Annotated in this window: 18 protein-coding genes; 6 read left to right on the top strand and 12 right to left on the bottom strand. The window is 68.0% G+C overall.

All coding sequences use genetic code 11. The features are described from left to right. Positions 1 to 11: 11 nt before the first annotated feature. Both D514_RS33185 and D514_RS33190 read left to right on the top strand, forming a co-directional pair. The gene (locus tag D514_RS33185; protein WP_017830692.1) at positions 12 to 1,712 is read left to right on the top strand and encodes a long-chain-fatty-acid--CoA ligase; all 1,701 of its coding nucleotides are present in this window, start codon (positions 12 to 14) and stop codon (positions 1,710 to 1,712) included. 65 nt (positions 1,713 to 1,777) lie between these two features. Then, a complete protein-coding gene (locus D514_RS33190) occupies positions 1,778 to 3,604 on the top strand; it encodes a DEAD/DEAH box helicase (RefSeq protein ID WP_017830693.1) in 1,827 nt (608 codons plus the stop codon). A 22-nt stretch (positions 3,605 to 3,626) separates the two neighbouring features. Here D514_RS33190 and D514_RS33195 read toward each other — a convergent pair whose 3' ends face one another. Genes D514_RS33195 through D514_RS33210 form a run of 4 tightly spaced genes read right to left on the bottom strand, consistent with a single transcriptional unit; the run spans position 3,627 to position 8,745 of the window. After that, the gene (locus tag D514_RS33195) at positions 3,627 to 4,094 is read right to left on the bottom strand and encodes a hypothetical protein (RefSeq protein ID WP_017830694.1); all 468 of its coding nucleotides are present in this window, start codon (positions 4,092 to 4,094) and stop codon (positions 3,627 to 3,629) included. Then, complete coding sequence (gene ligA / locus D514_RS33200; RefSeq protein ID WP_017830695.1) at positions 4,091 to 6,424, bottom strand: NAD-dependent DNA ligase LigA; 2,334 nt, start codon at positions 6,422 to 6,424, stop codon at positions 4,091 to 4,093. The genes D514_RS33195 and ligA overlap by 4 nt, the downstream gene beginning before the upstream one ends. Positions 6,425 to 6,462: 38 nt before the next feature. Then, on the bottom strand, positions 6,463 to 7,560 hold the full coding sequence (mnmA, locus tag D514_RS33205) for a tRNA 2-thiouridine(34) synthase MnmA (RefSeq protein WP_031206172.1): 1,098 nt from the start codon (positions 7,558 to 7,560) through the stop codon (positions 6,463 to 6,465). Positions 7,561 to 7,569: 9 nt separating this feature from the next. Continuing rightward, a complete protein-coding gene (locus D514_RS33210; protein ID WP_017830697.1) occupies positions 7,570 to 8,745 on the bottom strand; it encodes a cysteine desulfurase family protein in 1,176 nt (391 codons plus the stop codon). A 100-nt stretch (positions 8,746 to 8,845) separates the two neighbouring features. On the opposite strand from D514_RS33210, the gene glgX reads away from it, so the two are divergent. The 3 genes from glgX (at position 8,846) to glgB (ending at position 15,257) form a co-directional block, all read left to right on the top strand. Then, positions 8,846 to 10,918 (top strand): glycogen debranching protein GlgX, encoded by a 2,073-nt coding sequence (gene glgX, locus D514_RS33215; protein WP_017830698.1) that lies wholly within the window; start codon positions 8,846 to 8,848, stop codon positions 10,916 to 10,918. A gap of 179 nt (positions 10,919 to 11,097) precedes the next feature. Next, positions 11,098 to 13,056: an alpha-1,4-glucan--maltose-1-phosphate maltosyltransferase gene (locus D514_RS33220; RefSeq protein WP_036323702.1), complete on the top strand. Its 1,959-nt coding sequence runs from the start codon at positions 11,098 to 11,100 to the stop codon at positions 13,054 to 13,056. After that, positions 13,053 to 15,257 (top strand): 1,4-alpha-glucan branching protein GlgB, encoded by a 2,205-nt coding sequence (gene glgB, locus D514_RS33225; RefSeq protein WP_017830700.1) that lies wholly within the window; start codon positions 13,053 to 13,055, stop codon positions 15,255 to 15,257. The genes D514_RS33220 and glgB overlap by 4 nt, the downstream gene beginning before the upstream one ends. A gap of 30 nt (positions 15,258 to 15,287) precedes the next feature. On the opposite strand, the gene D514_RS33230 is transcribed toward glgB, so the two are convergent. Together D514_RS33230 and D514_RS33235 are read right to left on the bottom strand one after the other, a co-directional pair. Continuing rightward, on the bottom strand, positions 15,288 to 16,211 hold the full coding sequence (locus D514_RS33230; RefSeq protein WP_017830701.1) for a tetratricopeptide repeat protein: 924 nt from the start codon (positions 16,209 to 16,211) through the stop codon (positions 15,288 to 15,290). Then, entirely contained in the window at positions 16,208 to 18,196 is a 1,989-nt protein-coding gene (locus D514_RS33235) for a hypothetical protein (RefSeq protein WP_017830702.1), read from the bottom strand. The genes D514_RS33230 and D514_RS33235 overlap by 4 nt, the downstream gene beginning before the upstream one ends. Positions 18,197 to 18,376: 180 nt before the next feature. Here D514_RS33235 and D514_RS33240 point away from each other — a divergent pair, with 180 nt between their 5' ends. Further along, positions 18,377 to 19,438, top strand: coding sequence for an AI-2E family transporter (locus D514_RS33240; protein WP_017830704.1), 1,062 nt, complete (start codon positions 18,377 to 18,379; stop codon positions 19,436 to 19,438). 66 nt (positions 19,439 to 19,504) lie between these two features. On the opposite strand, the gene D514_RS33245 is transcribed toward D514_RS33240, so the two are convergent. The 6 genes from D514_RS33245 to D514_RS33265 form a co-directional block, all read right to left on the bottom strand. After that, positions 19,505 to 19,987 carry a hypothetical protein gene (locus tag D514_RS33245; protein ID WP_017830705.1) on the bottom strand — a complete coding sequence of 161 codons (483 nt, stop codon included), beginning with the start codon at positions 19,985 to 19,987 and terminating at the stop codon, positions 19,505 to 19,507. A gap of 59 nt (positions 19,988 to 20,046) precedes the next feature. Next, positions 20,047 to 20,769 (bottom strand): alpha/beta hydrolase, encoded by a 723-nt coding sequence (locus D514_RS33250; RefSeq protein ID WP_017830706.1) that lies wholly within the window; start codon positions 20,767 to 20,769, stop codon positions 20,047 to 20,049. Then, positions 20,766 to 21,053 carry a hypothetical protein gene (locus D514_RS38525; RefSeq protein ID WP_081603926.1) on the bottom strand — a complete coding sequence of 96 codons (288 nt, stop codon included), beginning with the start codon at positions 21,051 to 21,053 and terminating at the stop codon, positions 20,766 to 20,768. Before D514_RS38525 ends, D514_RS33250 begins: the two co-directional genes overlap by 4 nt. Before the next feature lie 9 nt (positions 21,054 to 21,062). Then, the gene (locus tag D514_RS33255; RefSeq protein ID WP_144053053.1) at positions 21,063 to 21,725 is read right to left on the bottom strand and encodes a transglycosylase SLT domain-containing protein; all 663 of its coding nucleotides are present in this window, start codon (positions 21,723 to 21,725) and stop codon (positions 21,063 to 21,065) included. A gap of 66 nt (positions 21,726 to 21,791) precedes the next feature. Continuing rightward, positions 21,792 to 22,370 carry a DivIVA domain-containing protein gene (locus tag D514_RS33260; RefSeq protein WP_017830708.1) on the bottom strand — a complete coding sequence of 193 codons (579 nt, stop codon included), beginning with the start codon at positions 22,368 to 22,370 and terminating at the stop codon, positions 21,792 to 21,794. Further along, entirely contained in the window at positions 22,370 to 23,515 is a 1,146-nt protein-coding gene (locus tag D514_RS33265; protein WP_017830709.1) for a phosphatidate cytidylyltransferase, read from the bottom strand. Before D514_RS33265 ends, D514_RS33260 begins: the two co-directional genes overlap by 1 nt. Positions 23,516 to 23,517 lie beyond the last annotated feature (2 nt).

Here is a 23,517-nt window from a genome sequence, read left to right on the forward strand (position 1 = left end):
ATGCTGGGCGGGTGAGCACGTTCCAGCCTCCTCGCCCGTGGATCGCCAGCTATGCCGCCGGCGTCCCGGAAGACCTCCCTCCCGTCGACGGATCGCTCGTGGACATCGTCGCCGCCTCGGCGCGCGACTATCCGGACGCCCCCGCCCTCCAGTTCTTCGGCCGGGAGACGACCTATGCGCAGCTCCAGTCCGCGATCGACCGTGCGGCGGCGGGTCTGCGCGATCTGGGTGTCCGCGCCGGCGACCCCGTCGCCATCGTGCTGCCGAACTGCCCGCAGCACATCGTGGCCTTCTATGCGGTGCTCCGACTCGGCGCCGTCGTCGTCGAGCACAACCCGCTCTACACGCCGCGTGAGCTGCGCAAGCAGTTCGAAGACCACGGCGCGAAGCACGCGATCGTGTGGAACAAAGTCGTCTCCACGGTGCAGGAGTTCCCGGCGGATCTCGCGGTGACGAACCTCGTCTCGGTGGACGTGACCCGCGCCATGCCCTTCCTCACGCGTTTCGCCCTGCGGCTGCCGGTGACCAAAGCACGCGAGTCGCGAGCCGCGCTCACGGAGAGGGTGCGCGGCACGGTCGTCTGGGACACGCTGCTGGGCTCGGAACCACTGCCGGCGTCGCACCCGAAGCCGCTGACCGACGATCTCGCGATCATCCAGTACACCTCCGGAACGACGGGGACGCCGAAGGGAGCGGCGCTCACGCACCGCAACCTGCTGGCCAACGCCGCACAGGCCCAGGCGTGGGTCCCCTCCATCCAACGGGGCAAGGGATGCGTCGTCTACGCCGTCCTGCCGATGTTCCATGCTTACGGGCTCACGCTCTGCCTGACTTTCGCGATGTCGATGGGTGCACGACTGGTGCTCTTCCCCAAGTTCGACCCGGCACTCGTTCTCGACGTCGTCAAGAAGCACCCGGCGACATTCCTGCCGCTCGTGCCGCCCATCGCGGATCGCCTCCTCGCCGCCGCGAAGGCCGACGGCGTCTCGCTCGACGGCATCGAGGTGGCCATCTCGGGTGCCATGGCCCTGCCGCACGAGTTGGTCGTCCCGTTCGAGGAGGCCACCCACGGCTATCTGGTCGAGGGCTACGGACTCAGCGAGTGCTCACCTGTCCTCATGGCCAACCCGGTCGCGGACAATCGCGTTCCCGGCACCGTCGGACTCCCCCTTCCGGGCACCGAATGCCGCGTCGTGGACCCGGAGAACCCGAGCGAAGACGTACCGCCCGGCACCGCCGGCGAACTCGTCGTGCGCGGTCCGCAGGTGTTCTCGGGCTATTACGGCAAGCCCGAGGAGACCGAGGCCGTCTTCGTCGACGGGTGGTACCGCACGGGCGACATCGTGACGATCGACGACGCCGGTTTCGTGCGCATCGTCGACCGCATCAAGGAACTCATCATCACGGGCGGATTCAACGTCGCCCCCACCGAGGTCGAGAACGCCCTGCGTCAGCACCCGCAGGTCGCGGACGCTGCGGTCGTCGGTCTGCCGAGCGAGCACTCCGGCGAAGAGGTGGTCGCGGCGATCGTCGTCGACCAGGGAACCGATGTCGACGTCGAGGCCATCCGCGATTTCGCACGGAGCATCCTCACGCCCTACAAGGTCCCTCGTCGTGTCTTCGTCGTCGACGAGCTCCCGAAGTCCCTGATCGGGAAGGTGCTCCGGCGCCAGGTGAAGGACAAGCTGATCGCGCTGACGACCGGCGCCTGAGGACGCCCTCACAGGCGCCGATCGCCTCGGCGCGCTACCCTTGGGAAGTGACCCCTGAAGATGCAGTGCTGACCGACGCCCCCGAGGACACTCCCGCGACCCCCGGATTCGAGGAGCTCGGCATCACCGGGCCCGTCCTCAAAGCCATCAAGGATCTCGGCTACGAGACCCCGTCGCCCATCCAGGCGGCCACCATCCCGACTCTTCTCGCCGGCCGCGATGTCGTCGGCATGGCGCAGACCGGTACCGGGAAGACCGCGGCATTCGCGCTCCCCGTCCTCGAGCGCCTCGACGTCTCGCAGAAGACCCCGCAGGCCCTCGTACTGGCTCCCACGCGCGAGCTCGCCCTGCAGGTCTGTGAAGCCTTCGAGTCCTACGCCTCCAAGATGAAGGGCGTGCACATGCTGCCCGTCTACGGCGGCCAGGCCTACGGCGTGCAGCTCTCCGCTCTGCGCCGCGGCGTGCACGTGATCGTCGGCACGCCGGGGCGCATCATGGACCACCTCGCCAAGGGCACTCTCGACCTCTCGCAGCTGCAGTACCTGGTGCTCGACGAGGCCGATGAGATGTTGAAGATGGGCTTCGCGGAAGATGTCGAGCAGATCCTCGCGCAGACGCCCGTCGAGAAGCAGGTCGCCCTGTTCTCCGCGACCATGCCCCCGCAGATCCGTCGCCTCGCGCAGAAGTACCTGCGCGATCCGGAAGAGATCAGCATCAAGTCGAAGACCGCTACCGGCACGAACATCACGCAGCGGTACCTCGTGGTGTCGTACGCGCAGAAGGTCGACGCACTCACCCGCATCCTCGAGGTCGAGAACTTCGACGGCATGATCGTCTTCGTCCGCACCAAGAACGAGACCGAGACGCTCGCCGAGAAGCTGCGTGCCCGTGGCTACTCCGCCGCCGCGATCAACGGCGACGTGCCCCAGGTGCAGCGCGAACGCAGCGTGAACCAGCTCAAGGACGGCAAGCTCGACATCCTCGTCGCGACCGACGTCGCCGCGCGCGGTCTCGATGTCGAGCGCATCAGCCACGTCATCAACTTCGACATCCCCACCGACACCGAGTCGTACGTGCACCGCATCGGACGCACGGGCCGTGCGGGTCGCAGCGGTGATGCGATCAGCTTCATCACGCCGCGCGAGCGCTACCTGCTCAAGCACATCGAGAAGGCGACGCGTCAGGTCCCGACGCAGATGCAGCTGCCCAGCACGGAAGACGTCAACACCACGCGCCTGACCCGCTTCGACGACGCGATCACCACGGCGCTGTCGGAGACCGCGCGCATCGAGGCGTTCCGCGATATCGTCGCGCACTACGTCCGTCACCACGACGTGCCGGAGGGCGATGTGGCCGCGGCCCTCGCCGTCGTGGCGCAGGGCGACAAGCCGCTGCTCCTGGACCCCGCCAACGATGCCCTCACCAGGGCTGTGGAAGCCGACAATCGTCCGCCGCGAGAGCGCGCTGGCCGCGACGCTCGCGAACCGCGTACCGAGCGACGCGGGCGGGGCGACTACACCGCCTACCGCATCGAGGTCGGCCGGCGTCATCGTGTGGAGCCGCGACAGATCGTCGGCGCACTCGCCAACGAGGGCGGACTGGGACGCGACGACTTCGGCGCGATCAACATCCGCCCCGACTTCTCCACCGTGGAGCTGCCGTCGAACCTCGACGCTTCCGTCCTCGAGAAGCTGCGCGATACGCGCATCTCCGGTCGTCTGATCGAGATCAAGCCCGACCGCGGCCCCGGCGCACGACGCGCGGGAGGTCCCCGTGAGAGCCGCGATGACGGCGGACGGGGAGACCGTTTCGAGCGCCGGGATCGCGATGAGCGTCCGGCACGCGACACGCGCGACGAGAAGCCGTTCCGCAAGCCGCGTCACAAGAGCTGACCGCACTCGCGCGCGGGACGGACTATACCGCTCCGCGCGCGAGACGTGCCGCCACGTCGATCAGCGGCTCCGGGTGTGCGAGAAGCGCCCGCTGTTCCGGGTGCGCGATGAGATGGGCGATGAGTCGCTGCGCGCCTGTGACCGTGGGCGCCCAATAGCCCCCGACGTGATGCCGGCTCAGCGGGAGAGTGCGCGGCTCGCCGTCGACGGTCAGTGTCACCGAACCGTCATCGGGATCGACCCCGGGGTCGGACAGCATCGCGGCGGTCAGCGCCCCGAGCAGCAGCGTGCTGACCAGACCCGGCAGGCGGAACCTCGTCGTAGGGACGTCGATCGCGATCTCCTCGATGTCGGCCCATCGCACGATTCCACGGCTCTCGACGCCCTCGCGGATGATCACGGCGTCAGGGCTCAGCCGCAGGTGATGCCGACCGGGGTCTCCGACAGCCAGCGCCTCACGGACCACGATCAGCGGTCCGTAGCGCTTCACGACTGTTCGGCCATGGGCGGGAGGGCGTCAGGCCCTTGGGTGACCAGGATGTGGAACTGCGCCGCGTCGAGGATGCGCAGACCGAGCTCTTCCGCCTTCGCCAGCTTCGACCCCGCGCCGGGGCCGGCAGCGACGAAGTGGGTCTTCTTCGAGACGCTGGAGGCCGCCTTCCCGCCCGCTTTGAGGATGGCCTCCTGCGCACCCTCTCGCGTATATCCGTCGAGCGAGCCGGTCGCCACCACCGTCAGACCTTCGAGGACGCCGCCCTCGGCGACAGCCGCACCGGGGCCGGGGTGGCCGGGCGTCGCCCACTGCACACCCGCATCCGCCCACTGCTGCACGATCTCCTGGTGCCAGTCGACGTCGAACCAGGCGAGCAGCGAATCGGCGATGATCCCGCCCACGCCCTCCACAGCGGCCAGCTCATCGCGCGAGGCCGTGCGGATCGCATCGAGGGAACCGAACCACTGCGCAAGCGCCCTGGCGGCGACAGGGCCGACATGACGGATGTTCAGCGACACGAGCAGTCGCCACAGATCCTTGGTCTTCGCCTTCTCCAGCTCAGCGAGCAGGGTGAGCGCCTGGGATGAGGGCTGGGGCCCCTCGAGACCGGCCCTCTTCTCGGTCGCTGTGGGGTTTCGTCTGAACGGTGCTCGGGTCTTCACGATCCCGTCCTCGTCCTCCTTGGGGAGGCCCGTCTCGGCGTCGCGCACGAAGAGCTCGATGGGAACGAGCTGCTCGAGGGTGAGCGCGAAAAGGCCCGCCTCGGTTTCGAGGGGCGGCACCGTGGGAGACGTGGGCTGCGTCAGCGCGGCGGCGGTGACCTCGCCCAGCGCTTCGACGTCGAGGGCTCCACGGGAGCCGATGTGCTCGACGCGGCCGCGCACCTGTGCCGGGCACGACCTCGCATTCGGGCATCGCAGATCGATATCGCCCTCCTTCATCGCCCGCAGCGGTGTGCCGCACTCCGGGCAGTCGACGGGCATCACGAACTCCCGCTCGCTGCCGTCGCGCTTCTCGACCACCGGTCCGAGGACCTCGGGGATGACGTCGCCGGCTTTGCGGAGCACGACGGTGTCGCCGATCAGCACCCCCTTCGCCTTGACGACGTCTTTGTTGTGCAGGGTCGCCTGGCGGACGACGGAACCGGCGACGTGCGCGGGGGCCATGACCGCGAACGGGGTCGCGCGACCGGTGCGACCGACCGACACGACGATGTCGAGCAGCTTCGTCTGCACCTCTTCCGGCGGGTACTTGTAGGCGATCGCCCAGCGCGGCGCGCGGCTCGTCGCACCGAGCTCGTCGTGCAGCTCGAGTTCGTCGACCTTGACCACGATCCCGTCGAGCTCGTGCTCGATGTCGTGCCGGTGTTCGCCGAAGTACTCCACGAACGATACGACCTCGTCGACGGTGCGACACACCTTCGTGTGCGGGCTCGTGGGCAGCCCCCACTGTGCGAGCAGGTCGTATACCTCGCTCTGCGCCGCCACGGGAGGGTTCGTCCATGCGCCCACGCCGTGCACGTAGAGGGCGAGCGACTCGATCCGCAGCAGGCCTGCCTCGAGCTCGAGCCCGTTCTTCTTGTCGATCTGTTGACGGAGCCCTCCGCTGGCCGCGTTGCGCGGATTCGCGAAGGCGGGGAATCGTCGGGCGGCCGCGGTTCGAGCCTTCTCCTCATCGAAGGGCTTCTTCACTCCCCCACGCGACTCCCACCGCTCCAGAGCATCGGCATACGCGCGCTCGCGGAAGGACGCCTGCGCCGCATTGAGTCGTTCGAACGCGGCCACCGGGATGAAGACCTCGCCGCGCACCTCGACGATCGAGGGGTGGCCCTCCCCGCTCAGCCGGTACGGGATCTCGGGAAGACGCAGAGCGTTCTCGGTGACGATCTCTCCCACACGCCCATCGCCTCTGGTCGCTGCAGAGGTCAGAACACCGTTCTCGTAGCGGAGATTGATCGCCAGTCCGTCGATCTTCAGCTCGGTGAGCCAGGCGACCTCGCGCCCGGCCGCGGCCTTCGTCTTCGCCGCCCACTCCCTCAGCTCTTCGATGGAGAAGACGTTGTCGAGGCTGAGCATCCGCTCCGCGTGCTCGATGGTCGCGAGCCCTGTCGCCTCGGCGGCTCCGACCATCTGCGTCGGCGAGTCCTGTCCCTGCAGTTCGGGATGTAGACGTTCGAGCTCTTCGAGCCGGTGCATCCATCCGTCATATGTGAAGTCGTCGACCAAGGAGGTGTCACGGCCGTAGTAGGCCTCTTTCGCATCGAGGATGCGAGTGGTCAGCTCCTCGGCTTCGGTTCGGGCGTCTTCCAGCGAGATGTTCTCCGGCACCCCGTCAGTCTACGAGCGGGCACCGACACCCGAAGCGTCTACGTGCCGACGGGAACGGCCGAGACCGTGGTGTCGATCGTGAACTGCCCGAGTACACGGGTTCCGATGTAGAGCACGGCGGTCTGCCCTGGTGCGACACCGTCGAGCGGCAGCTCCGGGGTGACGCGTACCCCTTCGTCGGAGGTCGCGGCGTGCGCGGCGACCGGCTCGGCATGGGCGCGGATCTGCACGTGGCATTCGAAGGATGCCTCGGTGGGTGCGGCGCCGGCCCAGCTGAACCGCTCCCCGGCGATCTCGGCGATCGCGAGGGCTTCTTTCGGACCGACCACGACGGTGTTCGAGACCGGGCGCACCTCGAGCACGAACCGCGGCTTGCCGTCCGCTGCCGGGACTCCGAGCTTGAGGCCGCGGCGCTGTCCCACAGTGAAAGCGTGGGCACCTTCGTGCGAGCCCACGACCTCTCCGGTGCGATCGACGATCTCACCCGTCGCCGTGCCGACCTTCTCGGCGAGCCAGCCTCGGGTGTCCCCATCGGGGATGAAGCAGATGTCGTGGCTGTCCGGCTTCTGGGCGACGCTCAGACCCCGTGCCTCGGCTTCCGCGCGGACGATGGCCTTCGACGGCGTCGTGCCGAGGGGGAAATAGGTGTGCGCGAGCTGCTCGGCGGTCAGCACTCCCAGCACGTAGGACTGGTCCTTGGCGTTGTCGGAGGCGCGGTGCAGCTCGAGACCGCCCTCGCCGTCGATCAGCGTCGCGTAGTGGCCGGTGCACACCGCGTCGAAGCCCAGCTCGATCGCGCGCTCCAGGAGCGCGGCGAACTTGATCTTCTCGTTGCACCGCATGCACGGATTCGGGGTGCGGCCGGCCTGGTATTCGGAGATGAAGTCCTGGATCACGTCGTCGCGGAAACGCTCCGAGAAGTCCCACACGTAGAACGGGATGCCGAGCACGTCAGCGGCACGACGGGCGTCCAGCGCATCCTCGATCGTGCAGCACCCGCGACTGCCCGTGCGCAGGGTTCCTCCCGCCCGGGAGAGAGCCAGATGCACTCCGACCACGTCGTGCCCCGCCTCCACGGCTCGGGCGGCCGCGACGGCGGAGTCGACTCCACCGCTCATCGCCGCAAGGATCCGCATGCGACCAGTCTACGAGCGCGCGGCTGTGCCGGCGCCGGATGCGCGTGCGTATGCCTCCGCGATCGCGCCCAGCACCGCGTCGACGTCGGCGTCCGTCGAGGTGCGCCCGAGGGAGAACCGCAGAACGCTCCTGGCGTCTCGCTCGCTGCGCCCCATGGCGATGACGACATGGGAGGGTTCGGCGACTCCCGCCTGACACGCGGAACCCGTCGATGCGGCCACCCCGGCGACATCGAGGAGGAACAGGAGGCTCTCCCCCACAGCGCCGGGGAACAGCAGGTGTGCGTTGCCGGGGAGGCGCCCGACGGGATCTCCGAGGAGCTCTGCGGCGGGCACAACCCCGCGGATCCCGCTGACGAGACGGTCGCGCAGCAGGCGCAGTCGGGCAGCCTCGCCCTCGCGTTCGTTCTCGGCGAGCTCGAGAGCGACGGCGAACGCGGCCGCTCCGGCTATGTCCTGCGTACCCGCGCGGAGACCGCGCTGCTGCGCGCCGCCACGAAGCAGCGCGGTGACGCGGGCGGAGCGGGCCGTGACGAGCGCTCCGACGCCGACAGGGGCGCCGATCTTGTGCCCGGCGAGACTCATCGCGACGAGTCCGACGCCGTCTGCGGCCTCGCCGCGCAGGGAGCGGAACGACAGCGGCACGTGCCCGAGCGCGGCGACGGCATCGAGATGGAGGGGGACGTGCGACACCGCTGCAGCCGCTGCGAGGGCACGGGCATCGTTGATCGTCCCGGCCTCGTTGTTGGCTGCGAGGGCGGTCGCGAGCGCGGCGCCTGGCAGCAGTGCGGCGAACTTCCCGGGATCGATCCGTGCCTCGGCGGTGACGAGCACCCGTCGCAGCTCAGCCCCTTCATCCACGAGCGCCGCGACCGTGTCCATCGTCGCGTGATGCTCGCCGTCGGGCAGCACGATGGCCGATGATCCCGGAGGACGGGCATGCCAGAGTCCCTGCAGCGCGAGGTTGATGGACTCGGTGCCACCCGAGGTGAACACGATCTCGATCGGGTCGGCGTCGACCACCGCGGCGACACGCTCCCGCGACTCCTCCAGCAGACGACGGGCGTCCTGCCCGGCACCGTGCGTCGAGGAGGCGTTGCCGACCGTCTCCGACGCCGCCAGCCAGGCCTCTCGCGCCTCGGGGCGCAGGGGCGTGGTCGCCGCGTGGTCGAGATAGTGCCGCATCCCTCGATTCTCTCGCGAAACCGCTGTGAGAGGGCGCTCCCTCCTGGAACCGGGTACGCCCTGGCGCGAGACTGCGGCACATCGCGCCTAGTGTGTACTCATGCCCGCGTCCCGAGACCTCGCCATGCCCGGCGGATCTGCCCTCGACAACCTCGGCGTTCGTCTGCACGACGGCGTCGGGACACTCCGTGTCTGGTCGCAGAACGCCTCATCGATCGAACTGGTCGTCTTCGACGCCACCGACCTCGACTGGGCGACCGACGAAGTACCTCTCGAACGCCTCGCCGGAGGCATCTGGGAGGTCACCACCGAGCTCCTCCAGCCGGGAGTCCGCTACGCGATCCGCGTCGGCGGCCCGCACGGCCCGGGGAACACCTTCAACCCGGAGACGCTGCTGCTGGACCCGTACGCCCGCGGCCTCGCACAGGGCGACGGTTACGAGGAGTGGCGCTCGGTGGTCATCGTCGACGGGTTCGACTGGGGCGACTCGCACAAGCCCCGTGTCCCGCTGGATCGCACGGTGATCTACGAAGGCCACCTCAAGGGACTCACCAAACGCCACCCCGATGTTCCGCCTGCTCTGCACGGCACCTACGCCGGTCTCGCACACCCGGCGATGATCGAGCACTTCCGCTCCCTCGGGATCACATCGATCGAGCTGCTCCCGGTACATGCCTTCGTGCCGGAGCCTCGCCTCCTCGAGCGCGGTCTCACCAACTACTGGGGCTACAACACGCTCAACTTCTTCACGCCGCACACCGCGTACGCGACCGAAGAGGCCCGCAAGGAGGGCCCCGAAGCGGTCCTCGCCGAATTCAAGGGCATGGTGCGCCTCCTGCATGAGGCCGGCCTCGAAGTGATCCTCGACGTCGTCTACAACCACACCTCCGAGGAGGGCATCGGCGGACCTCGGTCGAGCCTGCGCGGCATCGACAACGCCAACTACTACCGCCAGGACGAGTCCGGCGTCTACATCGACACCACCGGATGCGGCAACACCCTCAACACGGCCACCGACGCCGGGGCCAGACTCGTGCTGGATTCTCTGCGTTACTGGGCGCAGGAGATGCAGATCGACGGGTTCCGCTTCGACCTCGCCACGGCCATCGCCCGCGACGGCGCCCACACCTACACGCCGGAGCATCCGCTGCTCACCGCCATCGCCTCCGACCCGATCCTCGCCGACACGAAGCTCATCGCCGAACCGTGGGACGTCGGCCTCGGCGGCTGGCAGACGGGCAACTTCCCGGCGGGCTGGCATGAGTGGAACGACCGCTATCGGGACAGGGTGCGCAACTTCTGGCTGAGCGACATCGACTATGCGCGTCGCGCCTCGGCCCCGGTCGGCATCGGTGGTTTCGCCACGCGTCTGGCCGGATCCTCGAACACGTTCAGCGAGGATCGTGGTCCGCTCGCCAGCGTGAACTTCGTCACCGCCCACGACGGCTTCACGCTCCACGACCTCGTTTCCTACGACGTCAAGCACAACGAGGCGAACGGCGAGCAGAACCGCGACGGCGCCGACATGAACCGTGCGTTCAACCATGGCATCGAAGGGCCGACCGACGACCCGACGATCCTCGCCGCGCGCCGCAAGGCCATGCGCAATCTGCTCGGCACCCTCCTGCTCTCGGCCGGCATCCCCATGCTCACCGCCGGCGACGAGGTCGGACGCACCCAGCGCGGCAACAACAACGCCTATGCACAGGACTCTGCGCTGACCTGGCTCGGCTGGGATTTCGAGCCCTGGCAGGAGGATCTGCGCGCCCATGTCTCCCGGCTGATCCGCCTCCGCCAGGAGAACCCTGCGCTGCGCCCCAGCCGCTACGCCCGACTCGGCGAGCACATCCCCAACGCTTCGGTGATGGACTGGTACGACCAGAACGGCGAGACGATGGAGCAGGACAAGTGGGCCGACCCCGGGAACCGGACACTGCAGTACGTCGCCGCCTCCACACCCGACACCGAGGCCTACAACCGCATCCTGCTCATCGTCCACGGCACCGAATCGCCGATCGATGTGCGTCTCCCCGAAGAGATCGAAGGCGCGACCCGTTTCGTGTCGCTGTGGTCGAGCGCCCACGAGCGCCCGTCCGACGAGGAAGAGGCCTTCGCGCCGGGTGATGTCCTGCCGGTCTCCGGAACTTCGATGAGGCTGTTCCGCGTCGAATGACCCCTGCTCCCGACGCACCACGCGGCGCGCTACCCGCGACCACGTCCGCGCGGTACATTCGGGAGGTGGCTGCACGTGCTGGTACTCGGTCCTCGGCTCTTCGGAGCCCCGCTCAGATCCCGGCGCGCGCCCTGGGCGAAGCGGATGCCCCCGGTGCGCTGCGGACGACCCGCATCCCTCTGCTCGATCCTTCCCCGGCCGTACCGGGCGGATTCGCGCCGAAGGCCTTCGTCGGGGAGGTCGTCCCGTTCAGCGTGGTCGCGTTCCGTGAGGGCCACGACAGGATCGGCGTGCACCTCCGGCTCACGTCGCCATCCGGCGAAGAGAGCCTGCACCGGCTCTCCCCCCGCGACGACGGCACGGACACCTGGACCACAGAGATCGCCCTCGACGAGCAGGGGGCGTGGCTCTTCCGGTTCGAGGCGTTCTCCGACGACTTCGCGACCTGGGCACATGCGGCAGAGCTGAAGGTGGCGGCCGGTGTCGATGTGGCGGTGATGGCCGCGCTCGGTGCCGACCTGCTCACCCGTGCCGCCACGGAGAAGGACCGGCCCGCGGCACAGCGCAAGCGACTGCTCGCCGAGGCCGCCTCGTTGCGCGGCGGCGACCCCGCGACCACCATTGCCGTGTCGACGGACGCTGGACTCGCCCAGATCTTCCGGGACCGCCCCCTCAGGACTCTGCGCTCCGCCGGACGCACCCAGAGCCTGAACGCCGACCGGCGCGCGGCCGGTGTCGGCGCCTGGTACGAGTTCTTCCCCCGGTCCGAAGGTGCGAAGCGCCTGAAGGACGGCTCCGTGAAGAGCGGCACCTTCCGCACGGCCGCGAGAAGGTTGCCCGAGGTCGCAGCCATGGGATTCGATGTGGTGTACCTGGTGCCGATCCATCCGATCGGGAGCACCAACCGCAAGGGACGCAACAACACGCTCACCACCGAGCCCGGCGATCCGGGCTCCCCCTACGCGATCGGCGCCGCAGACGGCGGTCACGACGCCATCCACCCCGAGTTGGGCACAGCCCAGGACTTCCGCGCCTTCGTACGCGCCGCGCGGAGAGAGGGACTCGAGATCGCTCTCGATCTCGCTCTCCAGGCCTCCCCCGACCACCCCTGGGTGAGGGAACACCCGGAGTGGTTCACGACTCTCCCCGACGGGACGATCGCGTACGCAGAGAACCCGCCGAAGAAGTACCAGGACATCTACCCGCTGAACTTCGACAACGATCCCGCAGGCATCTATGCCGAGATGCTGCGGGTCGTGCAGCACTGGGTGGCGCAGGGCGTGAAGATCTTCCGCGTGGACAACCCGCACACCAAGCCGTTGCAGTTCTGGGAGTGGCTCATCGCGGAGGTGAATGCGGTCGACCCCGACGTGATCTTCCTCGCCGAGGCGTTCACCCGGCCGGCAGTCATGCGCGCGCTCGCCGCCGTGGGCTTCCAGCAGAGCTACAGCTACTTCACCTGGCGCAACACCAAGGCCGAGCTCGAGGAGTTCCTCACCTCGGTGTCCCACGAGACCTCTGACTACATGCGGCCGAACCTCTTCGTGAACACGCATGACATCCTCACCGAGTACCTGCAGTTCGGAGGCAGGGCCGCCTATCGCATCCGCGCCTGCATCGCCGCGACGGCGGGCCCCGTGTACGGCGTGTATGCCGGATACGAGCTGTTCGAGAACGTCGCAAGGCCCGGATCCGAAGAGAACATCGACAACGAGAAGTACGAATACAAGTTCCGCGACTGGGCGGGGGCCGAAGCCCGCGGTGAGTCCCTCGCTCCCCTGCTGCGGCGACTGAATGAGATCCGCACGGCGCACCCCGCGTTGCAGCAGCTGCGGAACTTCCGCACGCACTGGAGCGACGACGACGCCGTCCTCGTCTACAGCAAGCACCTGGCGGCGCCGTTCACGGGCACCGGACGCGCGGACACGATCATCGTCGTCGCCAACGTCGACCCGCACTCGGTGCGTGAGACGACCGTGCATCTCGACACGACGCAGTGGGGCGTCCCGCTGGGTGAGCCCTTCGAGGTGGAGGATCTCCTCACGGGTGCCGTCTGGACCTGGAGCGACCACAACTACGTGCGGCTCGACGCCTTCGCCGAGCCGGTGCACATCCTGAAGGTGAGGGACCGATCATGAGCTACACGGAAGACGTCGCCGCATCCACCGAATGGGAGGCGATCTCCTCAGCCACCCACCATGATCCGCATTCCGTGCTCGGCGCCCACGCGCACAAGGATGCCGCGGATCGCACCGTCACCGCCATCCGCGTGCGACGGCCTCTCGCCTCCGAGGTCGCAGCCGTCTTCGGCGACGGCAGCCGACTGGCGCTCACCCACGTCGCGCACGGCATCTGGGAGGGACAGCACAGCGGCCCTCCGCTCCCCTATCGGATCGCGACCCGGTACTCAGACCACGACGAGACGTTGTCCGGGGACCCGTACCGCCACCCGCCGACCCTCGGCGACCTCGACCTGCACCTCATCGCCGAAGGACGTCACGAGCGCCTCTGGGAGGCGCTGGGGGCGCATGTGCGCACGTCCGACGGGGAGATCGGCGTCTCGTTCTCCGTCTGGGCCCCCAACGCCACTGCCGTGCGCGTGGTGGGTGACCACAACGACTGGAACGGCGAGGCCCACGCGATGCGCTCGATGGGCGTCAGCGGGGTCTGGGAGATCTTCATCCCTGGACTCCCGATCGGCACCAGGTACAAGTATCAGATCCGCACCCGCGACGGCGCGTGGATCCTCAAGGCAGACCCGATGGCACTGGCCGCTGAAGTGCCGCCCGCCACGGCATCGATCGTCGCGACCTCCGCTCACACCTGGTCGGACGGGGCGTGGATGACGCGAAGGGCAGCCACCCACGCGGTCGCCCAGCCGCTGTCGATCTACGAGATCCATGTCGGCTCGTGGCGCGAAGGGCTCGGCTATCGCGAGATCGCGGATCCCCTGATCCAGCACGTGACCGATGCGGGCTTCACCCATGTCGAGTTCATGCCGCTGGCGGAGCATCCGTTCGGTGGGTCGTGGGGATATCAGGTCAGCGGATACTACGCACCCACGAGTCGCTTCGGCAGCCCGGATGACCTGCGCTACCTGATCGACCGGCTGCACCAGGCGGGTATCGGCGTGATCATGGACTGGGTCCCCGGCCACTTCCCCAAAGACGCCTTCGCTCTCGCACGCTTCGACGGCCAGCCGCTCTACGAGCACCCGGATCCTCGCCGCGGCGAGCACCAGGACTGGGGAACGCTCATCTTCGACTACGGCCGCCCCGAGGTCCGGGGGTTTCTGGTCGCCAACGCTTTGTACTGGCTCAAGGAGTTCCACGTCGACGGTCTCCGCGTCGACGCCGTCGCCTCGATGCTGTACCTCGACTACTCCCGCGAGCCCGGCGAATGGGAGCCGAACATCCACGGCGGACGCGAGAACCTCGAGGCGATCCGCTTCCTGCAGGAGGTCAACGCCACCGCGTACCGGTTGCACCCCGGGATCCTGATGATCGCCGAGGAGTCCACCAGCTTCCCCGGAGTCACCGCGCCGACCGATCATGCCGGTCTGGGCTTCGGCTTCAAGTGGAACATGGGCTGGATGAACGACTCGCTGCAGTACATCTCGCGTGACCCGATGTACCGGGGCCACCACGAGGGCGAGATGACGTTCTCCTTCGTGTACGCGTTCGGCGAGAACTATCTGCTACCGATCAGTCACGACGAGGTCGTCCACGGGAAGGGCAGTCTGCTCGCGAAGATGCCCGGCGACCACTGGCACAAGCTGGCGAACGTGCGTGCGTACCTGGCCTACATGTGGGGGCATCCGGGCAAGAAGCTGCTCTTCATGGGGCAGGAGTTCGGCCAGCTCGCCGAATGGTCGGAGGGACGGCAGCTGGACTGGTGGCTCCTCGATCAGCCCTCCCATGCCCAGCTGCAGGATTTCGTGGGCGTGATGAACCACACCTACCGGGCTCAGGCTCCTCTGTGGGAGCGCGACAACGACGCGTCGTCGTTCAGCCGTCTCGGCGCACCGACCTGGGACCCGACGGTGATCGCCTTCGAACGACGTGACGCGCACGGCGGGCGTCTGGTTGTCATCAGCAACTTCGCCGGAGTGGAGCGCACCGGGTACCAGCTCGCGCTTCCGCGGGAGGGCGTGTGGCAGGAGGTGCTCAACACGGACGCCGCCGACTACGGCGGACGCGGATCCGGCAACCTCGGACTCGTCTACGCGAAGCCGTCAGACGGCGCCGCACCTGTGGCCACTCTGACGCTGCCCGCGCTGTCGACACTCTGGCTGCGTCACCAGTCGGACGCCCACGTGCCGACCGTGAACCACGGCTGATCGCGCGTCTGCGCCTGCCGCCCTGCTGTTCTAGAACAGCAGGGACGAGAGACGGTTGCGCGCCGACACCACCCGCGGATCCTCCGCGCCGATGAGCCCGAAGAGCTCCACCAGACGCTCCCGCACGGGTGCGCGCTGGTCGGACGGGAGCTGCGCGAACAGGTCGAGCAGACGACCGAAAGCGTCATCGACGTGCCCGCCGGCGAGGTCGAGGTCGGCCACGTTGAACTGCGCCTGGACATCGAGAGGACCTTCGGCGGCCGCGGCCCGTGCCGCTTGCAGGTCGAGTCCCTGCACGCGATCGAGAAGACGCACCTGTCCGAGACCCGCGAGCGCATCCTCGTCGCGAGGGTTCTCCGCAAGGGCCTTCTCGTACGCCTTGATGGCCGCCGCGTAGTCACCGACCTCGATCGCTGCAAAGGCCTCCGCGTGCAGCGGAGGAAGCTCCGGCTCCGCAGCAGGCGCGGGCTCCGCGCCGGCCTCTGCGACCGAGAGTGTTCCGGTCACACCGTTCTGCGCCGCCACCTGAAGCAACTGCGCGAACACATCGCGCACCTGCTGCTCCGGCACGGCACCGGTGAACATCGGCACCGGCTGACCAGCGATGAGGGCCACGACCATCGGGATGGACTGCGCACGGAAGCTCTGCGCGAGCTGCGGGTTCGCATCCACATCGACCTTGGCGAGCAACACGCGCCCGCCGAGCTCGCGCGTCACCTTCTCGATGATCGGGCTCAGCTGCTTGCAGGGACCGCACCACTCCGCCCACAGGTCGACGACCACGGGAACGGTTCGCGAGAGCTCGAGAATCTGTCCGAAGGTCTCATCGGTGGCGTCCACGACGAGATCGACCACCCCGGGAGTCGGCGCGCCATCGGCAGGCGGTGTGGGTCGGTTGCGCAGGCTCGACAGGTCGACGGCGCCGCGGAGTGCGGCGGGAGAGATCTCACTCATTTGATCACCTTCACGGACAGGAGGTCCTGGTGTGCTGCCAGGAGGCGGATCTGCTCCGTCGATCCCTTGGCGGGGACCGAGAAGAACAGCTGGAACTCGTATGTCGTCTCGACGCCCTTCGCGGACTCGGTCGCGTCGGTGAGCGCCTTGGCCTGGGCGTTGCTGTCACCGAACCGGATGGAGACACCCTCGCCCGTGGGAGTCACGGACTCGGTGTCGGTGAGCGTGACGGCGACGATCGCGCCGCTGTCGAGAGTCGTCATGGAAAGCGGAGCGTCGGTCGTCGAGGCCATGTCGAACGCGGCCTTCGACGTCTCGGCTGCCCCCTTGTCCACGAGCGCCTGGATCACGGCCTGACGGCTGTCGGTGATCGACTTCGCATAGCTGAGCGCCAGGTCGTCGAACATGTCGTACGACTCGCTCTGCTCCCCCTGATCCACGACGTCGGCGAAGGTCGCGGCGAGGTCGGCGGGCGCGATGGTGAGGAACGCGGAGTCGGCGGGGACGAGAGACGTTCCGAGCCAGGCGGCGGCGACCTCGGGGAAGACAGCGTCAGCCGACATCTCGGCCATGTTCGAGACCTTGTAGTTCGACCAGGGGTCAGCCTGCGTCATCGTCAGCACGACGGGAGGCACCGTGTCATCGCCGGTCTTCGACAGCATGAGCACGGTGCGCGGCCACTGGTCGGTCGACTCCGGGAGCACCACCTCGACGTCATCGGTCGGGATCGCCGCGGGAGGCGTCGTGTCCGGGAGCTTCGCCCGCAGCGCGTACTCGGTGGTCCGTGCGGCGAGGGCCGGTCCTTCGAAGCGCGTGGAAAGAAGGTCGAGGTCGAGCGCCGCATCGGCTTCGCTCACGGTCGCGGCGAGCGACTTCAGGATGCGTTTGGCCTGCGCCTCCGTGACAGCGGGGGGCTTCTGGTTCTCCGGCGCGATCACCGTCGGGCTGGGTGACGGGGTGGGCGAGGCCTCCCCCAGCTGGGGCCAGGAATCCGACGAGCACCCCGCGGCGAGGATGGCCGTGAGCCCGAGAACCGGGAGTGCCAGCATGCGTCGTCGCCGAGGCGCCGGCGCCGCGCGCATGGAGCTCTTCGCTTCGGGATCCTTGTTCTCGTCCACGATCTCCGCTTCTTCGACATCTCCGTCTGCCGGGGCGGCGGTCTCGGGCGCAGACGCGCTGACGGTAGATCCAGACTCCTCGATGGCCGCACGCTCCGACGGAGGAAGCACGGCGACGTCGATCGGCTCGGTCGCGGGCAGCGGGCCGGGGCCCTTCCGTCGGGGTCCGCGCCCGCGGCGCTGGTGACGGATCGCGAGCACGTAGAGGATGAGGCCGAGCAACAGCACGATGCCGCCGGCGACCATGAGAGGCCCGGCCCACGGCGTCGAGTTGTCGAGCGGCCAGGACACCACGATGTCATCCGGCGCATCAGCAGTGCCGTCATAGGCGATCAGCAGGCTCGTGCCCTCGGGCAGCTGCATGTTGTCGGCGACGAGACGGTTGTCTTCGTCGAAGGAATCCAGCCAGAGGTCGGATCCCCGCGGATCGCGCCCTGCGGAGCCCTCGTCGCCCTCGACCGGAGCGTCGGTCGCACCGTCGGTGGGAGCTTCGGTCGCGCCCTCGTCCGGAGCGTCGGTTGCGCCGTCATCGGTCGCCTCGGCCTGAGCTTCGACGTGCTCGACGGCCAGATCGCCGCTCTTCTTCAGGGTGACCTGGTTGTAGTCGGAGTCGGCGAGCCAGGCGGTCATGTCGGCGGTCCGACCGTAGCTCCCGAAGATCTCGCCCTGTCCGCGAACGATCAGGGTCTGCGCTCCGGGATTCGCGCGGAGGACATCGCCGTCGATGAGCACGAAAGGCGCCGGTTCGCTGATCTCGACCTGGGTCTTCTGAGTGTCAGGTCCCATGAAGATGGTGCGCTGGGCTATTCCCGCACCGATCAGCACCGCAGCCAGCACGAAGGCCACCACGGCCCATACGAAACGCACGAATAGTCTCCTCACGCATCACCGGCACCTGCCGGCGACGCAACACTCGACATTTCAGACTAGCGAAGTCAGCTGTGTGTTGCCCACGAGCAGGTGCAGTGCCCGCTGGATCGGCACGTCGTCGGTGCCCGGGCCGGACGGCTGGATAATCTTGCTGCAGCCGTCACGAGGAGTCTGCACATGAAGATCCACAATCCCTTCCGCACCGCCCTGGTGGCGACGCTCGGCGTGGGGTTGGGCATCCTGCTGATCAACAGTGTGGAGAATCTGTCCACCGTGCTGCTGTACCTCGGCACGGCGCTGTTCCTGAGTCTGGGCCTCGATCCCCTCGTATCGTTCCTCGAGCGTCGACGGCTTCCGCGCTGGGCGGCCGTCCTCGCGACGATCCTGGCGGTACTCGGTGTCTTCGCGGGGATCGTGCTCATCGTGCTGCCGGTGCTCGTGGATCAGATCTCGCAGTTGGTCGCCCAGATCTCGGCGATCGTGCAGCGAGGAAACCTGATCCCGGACCTCAAGGAATGGATACAGGACGCCTTCCCGAACTTGCTCGTCGATGACGTGTTCACCTACGTCACCAACTGGCTGACGAGCAACCTCGCGGAGATCGGCGGATCCATCGGCCAGGGCGTGCTCGTCGCCAGCGGTGCCGTGCTCGGCGGACTGTTCGGAGCCTTCATCGTGCTCATCCTGACGATCTACCTGACCGCCTCGACGCCCTCCCTCAAGCGAGCCGTCTACCAGCTCGCCCCGGCGTCCAAGCGCGACCGCTTCATCGATCTGTCCGAGCAGATCACCGACTCCGTGGGCTACTACGTCATGGGCCAGGTCTCACAGGGCGTCCTCAACGGTGTGCTCAGTGCGATCTATCTCTCCATCATCGATGCACCGTTCCCGGCCGTCCTCGCCGTGATCGCGTTCTTCTTCTCGCTCATCCCCCTCGTCGGAACCTTGACGGGTTCGACGATCATCGTGCTCGTCTGTTTGATCCCCGGGCTCGGATCTCCGGCCACGGCCATCGCCGCGGCGATCTACTACCTGATCTACATGCAGATCGAGGCCTACATCATCTCGCCACGCATCATGAGCCGAGCCGTCTCGGTGCCGGGAGCCGTCGTCGTCGTCGCCGCCCTCGCCGGAGGGAGCCTCCTGGGTCTGTTGGGGGCGCTCATCGCGATCCCCGTGGCGGCGAGCATCCTGATCATCTACCGTCAGGTGCTGATCCCCCGCATGAACGAGCTCTGATCCGAGCCGTCGCCGCTACCGCGCGTCCTCGACGCCGTCACCGCCTGGGCACGGCGTTCGGCCGGCTCACTCGAGAGAGAACCACGGAACGGCGCTGAGCGGCTCGCAGTCGTCGTCCGCAACCGGCTTGATGGTGACGACGTATCGTGGGCTGCCGTCGACGTGCCTGAGGGTGACGTGATGCACGCCTTCTGGCACGGGAAGCCGGATCGCACCCGAGGCGGTGGGCGCTTCGTCGTAGAACTGAGCGGCCATCGTCAGCTGCGTGTAGTCCGTGAGCCACAGCCCTCCGGCTCCCACATCGACGGCGCTCACCGCTTCACGCAACGCCGAGGTGTCAGCGCGATCGTCTGCCACCGCTACGGCCTCATCCGCATCGTCCGGGCCGGGGTAGGCGATGAACAGGGAGCCCTCGCGCATCTGCGCGACGAAGTGGGTCAGGAGCTGCTCGAGCTGCCAATCCTCATCGACGAAGCCACGGTACTCATCGGGCGCGACGAGGCAGAAGAACCCGTCCTCATCGACGTGAAGAAGATCGACATCACTCATGGCAGCACCGCAGCCGAGCGCGGTCTCAGTGCGCCGATAGATCCCACCGTCGGAGACGCCTACTCGGCGACCGGCCACTGCGTCGCGAGAGGCAGGGCTGAGGGATTCACCGCCGCCACGATCTCCGTGAGCACTCGCCGCGTCTGCGTCTCGCCCACCCAGAGGTGCTTCCCGCCATCCACCGCAATCAGGGTGGCGTGCGGAATCGCTGCGAATCGTTCCCGAGCCTCTGGCGGGCGCAGGTAGTCGTCGAGCTCCGGCACCAGGACGATCACCGGGAGTCCGGTCGCCGCCCAGGCGGCGACCTCTTCCGGCGTCGCGCGGTGGAGGGGCGGCGAGAGGAGGATGATCCCCTCGATGTCGTGCTCCCGGCCGTACTTCAGTGCGAGTTCGGTGCCGAAGGACCACCCCAGAAGCCAGGGACGCGGAAGCGCGCGATCACGGACGAAGTCCATGGCCGCCGCGACGTCGTTCCGCTCGGCAGCCCCGCCATCGAACGCGCCATCGCTCGTGCCTCGGGGCGATGTGGTCCCCCGTGTGTTGAAACGCAGCACGGCGAGGTCCGCGAGCGCGGGGAGGCGAGCGGCGGCCTTGCGGATGATGTGCGAGTCCATGAAGCCACCGGCCGTCGGTAGCGGGTGCAGCGTCACGAGGGTCGCCACCGGCGGTACATGCTCAGGCTCGGAGAGTTCTCCGACCAGCGTCAGACCGTCAGCGGTCTTCAGCTCGATGTCTTCGCGCCGCGCCGGCAGCTCCAGCGGTCCCCGGATCTCGATGCTCATGCAAGTCTCCAACAGTGTGTGTGCCAATGCCGGCGTGCGGCGAGGTCGGCCGCGTCACCGAGCACCCCATCGGCGCGCCAGGTGACCAGATGCGCCGTGCCGGCCTCGATCCCCCGCCCGCATCCGGGGCAGAGGTACTCCTTCTGCGCCTGAGCGGCGGACACGGGCTGTACGGTCCACTCACCGCCGCGCCGGGTCTCGGTGCGCTTCCAGCCGGCGAGAAGACGATCGAAGGAGTCTTCGGGCTCAGGGCGCGCCGAAGGGCGTCTGCGGGAGCGGGGCATCGTGCCTGCTCACCACCAGTGGTTGTTGATCCAGAAGTTGTAGGCCCCCGACCAGCTGCCGTAGCGTCCGGTGGCATATCCGGTCGCCCAACGAAGGTTGTCGACCGGGTCGTACCCGTTGCCCGGCACCTTGCTGCAGGGCAGCGCTTGCACGAGACCGCAGGCGCCCGACGACTTGTTCGTCGCGTTCGGGTTCCAACCGCTCTCCCGCGAGACGATGTAGTCGACATACTGTCGGTCACTCTCCGCGATACCGGCTGCCGCCATCCATTCCGCGGGGGCTCCGCCGCCGGTGTAGGGCGGAAGGGAGCCACCCGACGAGCCCCCTCGAGGCGCAGCCGCGACGGTGGGTTCCGGAGCGGGCTTCGGCTTGACGTAAACCTCGAAACTGCCGCGCACGACGGGCGCGATCGCAGCGCCCTCGGCCGTGACGGTCAGGTTCTGAGTGTCGGCGAGAGCGAGTGAATATGCCGAGTCCGGCGACTCCTGGGGTGCAGGTGCAGCGAGTGCCACTCCGGTCGGTGCGACCAACGCGCCGGCGAAACCGACGACCGCGAGGGCACTGACGACACTGACGACGCCTCGGCTGCGAGACCGGCGTCGAGCACCCGCGCGCGCGGCACCACCCTTCGCCGCGGGCACAGGCGAGAGGTCGCTTCTTTCGAGATTCATGTCGTTTCGGGAGTTCACGATGAGGGACAGTCTACGCAACAGAGCCTGGATCGACCATCAGGAACCTCAGCGGACGGCCAGAATCACGTCGATCGTCGCGTCCAGGAGCGCATCGACCTGCTCTTCTCGATATCCGCCGCGCTGCATGCGGAACGCCGCCGAGCGCAGCTGCTCCGCCGTCAACGGATCGCCGTCGCGCAGGTACCGCACGATGCGCGTCGATACATGGTCGACCTCGTCGAGACGGTAGCCGAAGGTGAGCACTCCGGTCCGAGCGAAGCGGTGTCGGCGCGGCCGGGCGAGATGGTCGAGGATGACCTGCGCCTCTGCTCTGGCCTGTTCGACCCAGGCGCCCGCGCCCTGCGTTCGCACCACGCGATCGCGCTCGCGCGCCGCGAAGGCATCCTCGACCCGGCCCAGTGCCGCGTCGACGTCGGCCACGACGTAACCGCCCTTCACGAGGGGGAACGACGCGGTGCGGACATCCTCAGCGGTGAGCTCATCACCGCCCGTCTCGAACGCGCGGCGAGCCGACGAGAGGAAGGTGTCCACGGCCGCACGGTGATACCCGCGCACGCGTCCGGAAGTGACCGCGAACGCAGGCGGTGCCTGTGTCGTCTGCACGTCGAGCTGGTCATCGTTCATCACAGAACCACCCAAGGAGAGAAGAGGAAGTACAGGCAGAGCGCGGGAATCGTCGAGGGCAGGATGCTGTCGAGACGGTCGAGCAGCCCTCCGTGCCCCGGCAACCAGGAGCTCATGTCCTTGATGCCGAGGTCGCGCTTGAGCATCGACTCCCCGAGATCTCCGAGCGTCGCGGACAAGAGGATCGACGCGCCGAAGATCAGTCCGCACCACCACGGCAGCTCCAGGAGGAAGAGCGCCAGCACCACCCCCACCGCGAGTGAGGCGACGACGGCACCGCCGAAGCCCTCCCAGGTCTTCTTCGGGCTGATCTTCGGTGCCATGGGGTGACGTCCGAACGCCAGACCCGCAGCGTAGGCGCCCGTATCGGCGGCGACGGCGATCGCGATGAACCCGAGCACCCACCACTGTCCACCCTCCTGCTTGAGGAGGATGAGCGCGATACCTGCGAGGAAGGGCACGTACACCTGGACGAAGCCGCTGATCACCGCGTCGGCGAGCACGTCGCCGTAAGTACGACCGTCCCTCTCGACCATCTGTGCGATGAGGCGCCAGACGATGACGAAAGCCACCGAGACGAAGAGCATGACCCAGCACAGCCAGGGCTCGGCGAAGTAGGCGGACAGCACGAGGAAGGCGGCTGCGATCAGCTGCGGCACCACGTCCACCCGCCGGCCGGAGCTCCGCAGTGCTCTGGAGAGCTCGTAGACACCCAGCAGTGCGGCCGCGAGAGCGAACGGCACGAACAGCACCTTCAGGAACAGCAGCGATCCGAGCAGCGCAGCGCCGAACGCGAGGCCGATCAGGATCGCGAGGATCAGATCCCGCCCCGTGCGCTCTTTGATGCGTTCGTTCGCCTGGTCGAGCTGGTCGCGCGCGTGGGAGACATGGGTGCCCAGCTCATCCCGCGCCGCACGCCATTGCTCGCGGATCGCATTGTGATCCGCCGTGTCCAATGGAGCGACGTGACCCGCTGCCGAACCATCCAGAGACACCGGCAGCGGGGGGCGCGGAGGAACGGCGGTGGCGTCGAAAGCCGGGAATGCCTCGTCCCCGAGCGGGACGCCGTCGGACGGCAGGCCGTCGTGCGCGTCGTGACGCGTGAACGGCTTGTCGTCCTCGGCATCTCGCGTTTCGTCAGACATCC

The sequence above is a fragment of the Microbacterium sp. UCD-TDU genome (assembly GCF_000340625.1).
Lineage (GTDB): Bacteria > Actinomycetota > Actinomycetes > Actinomycetales > Microbacteriaceae > Microbacterium > Microbacterium maritypicum.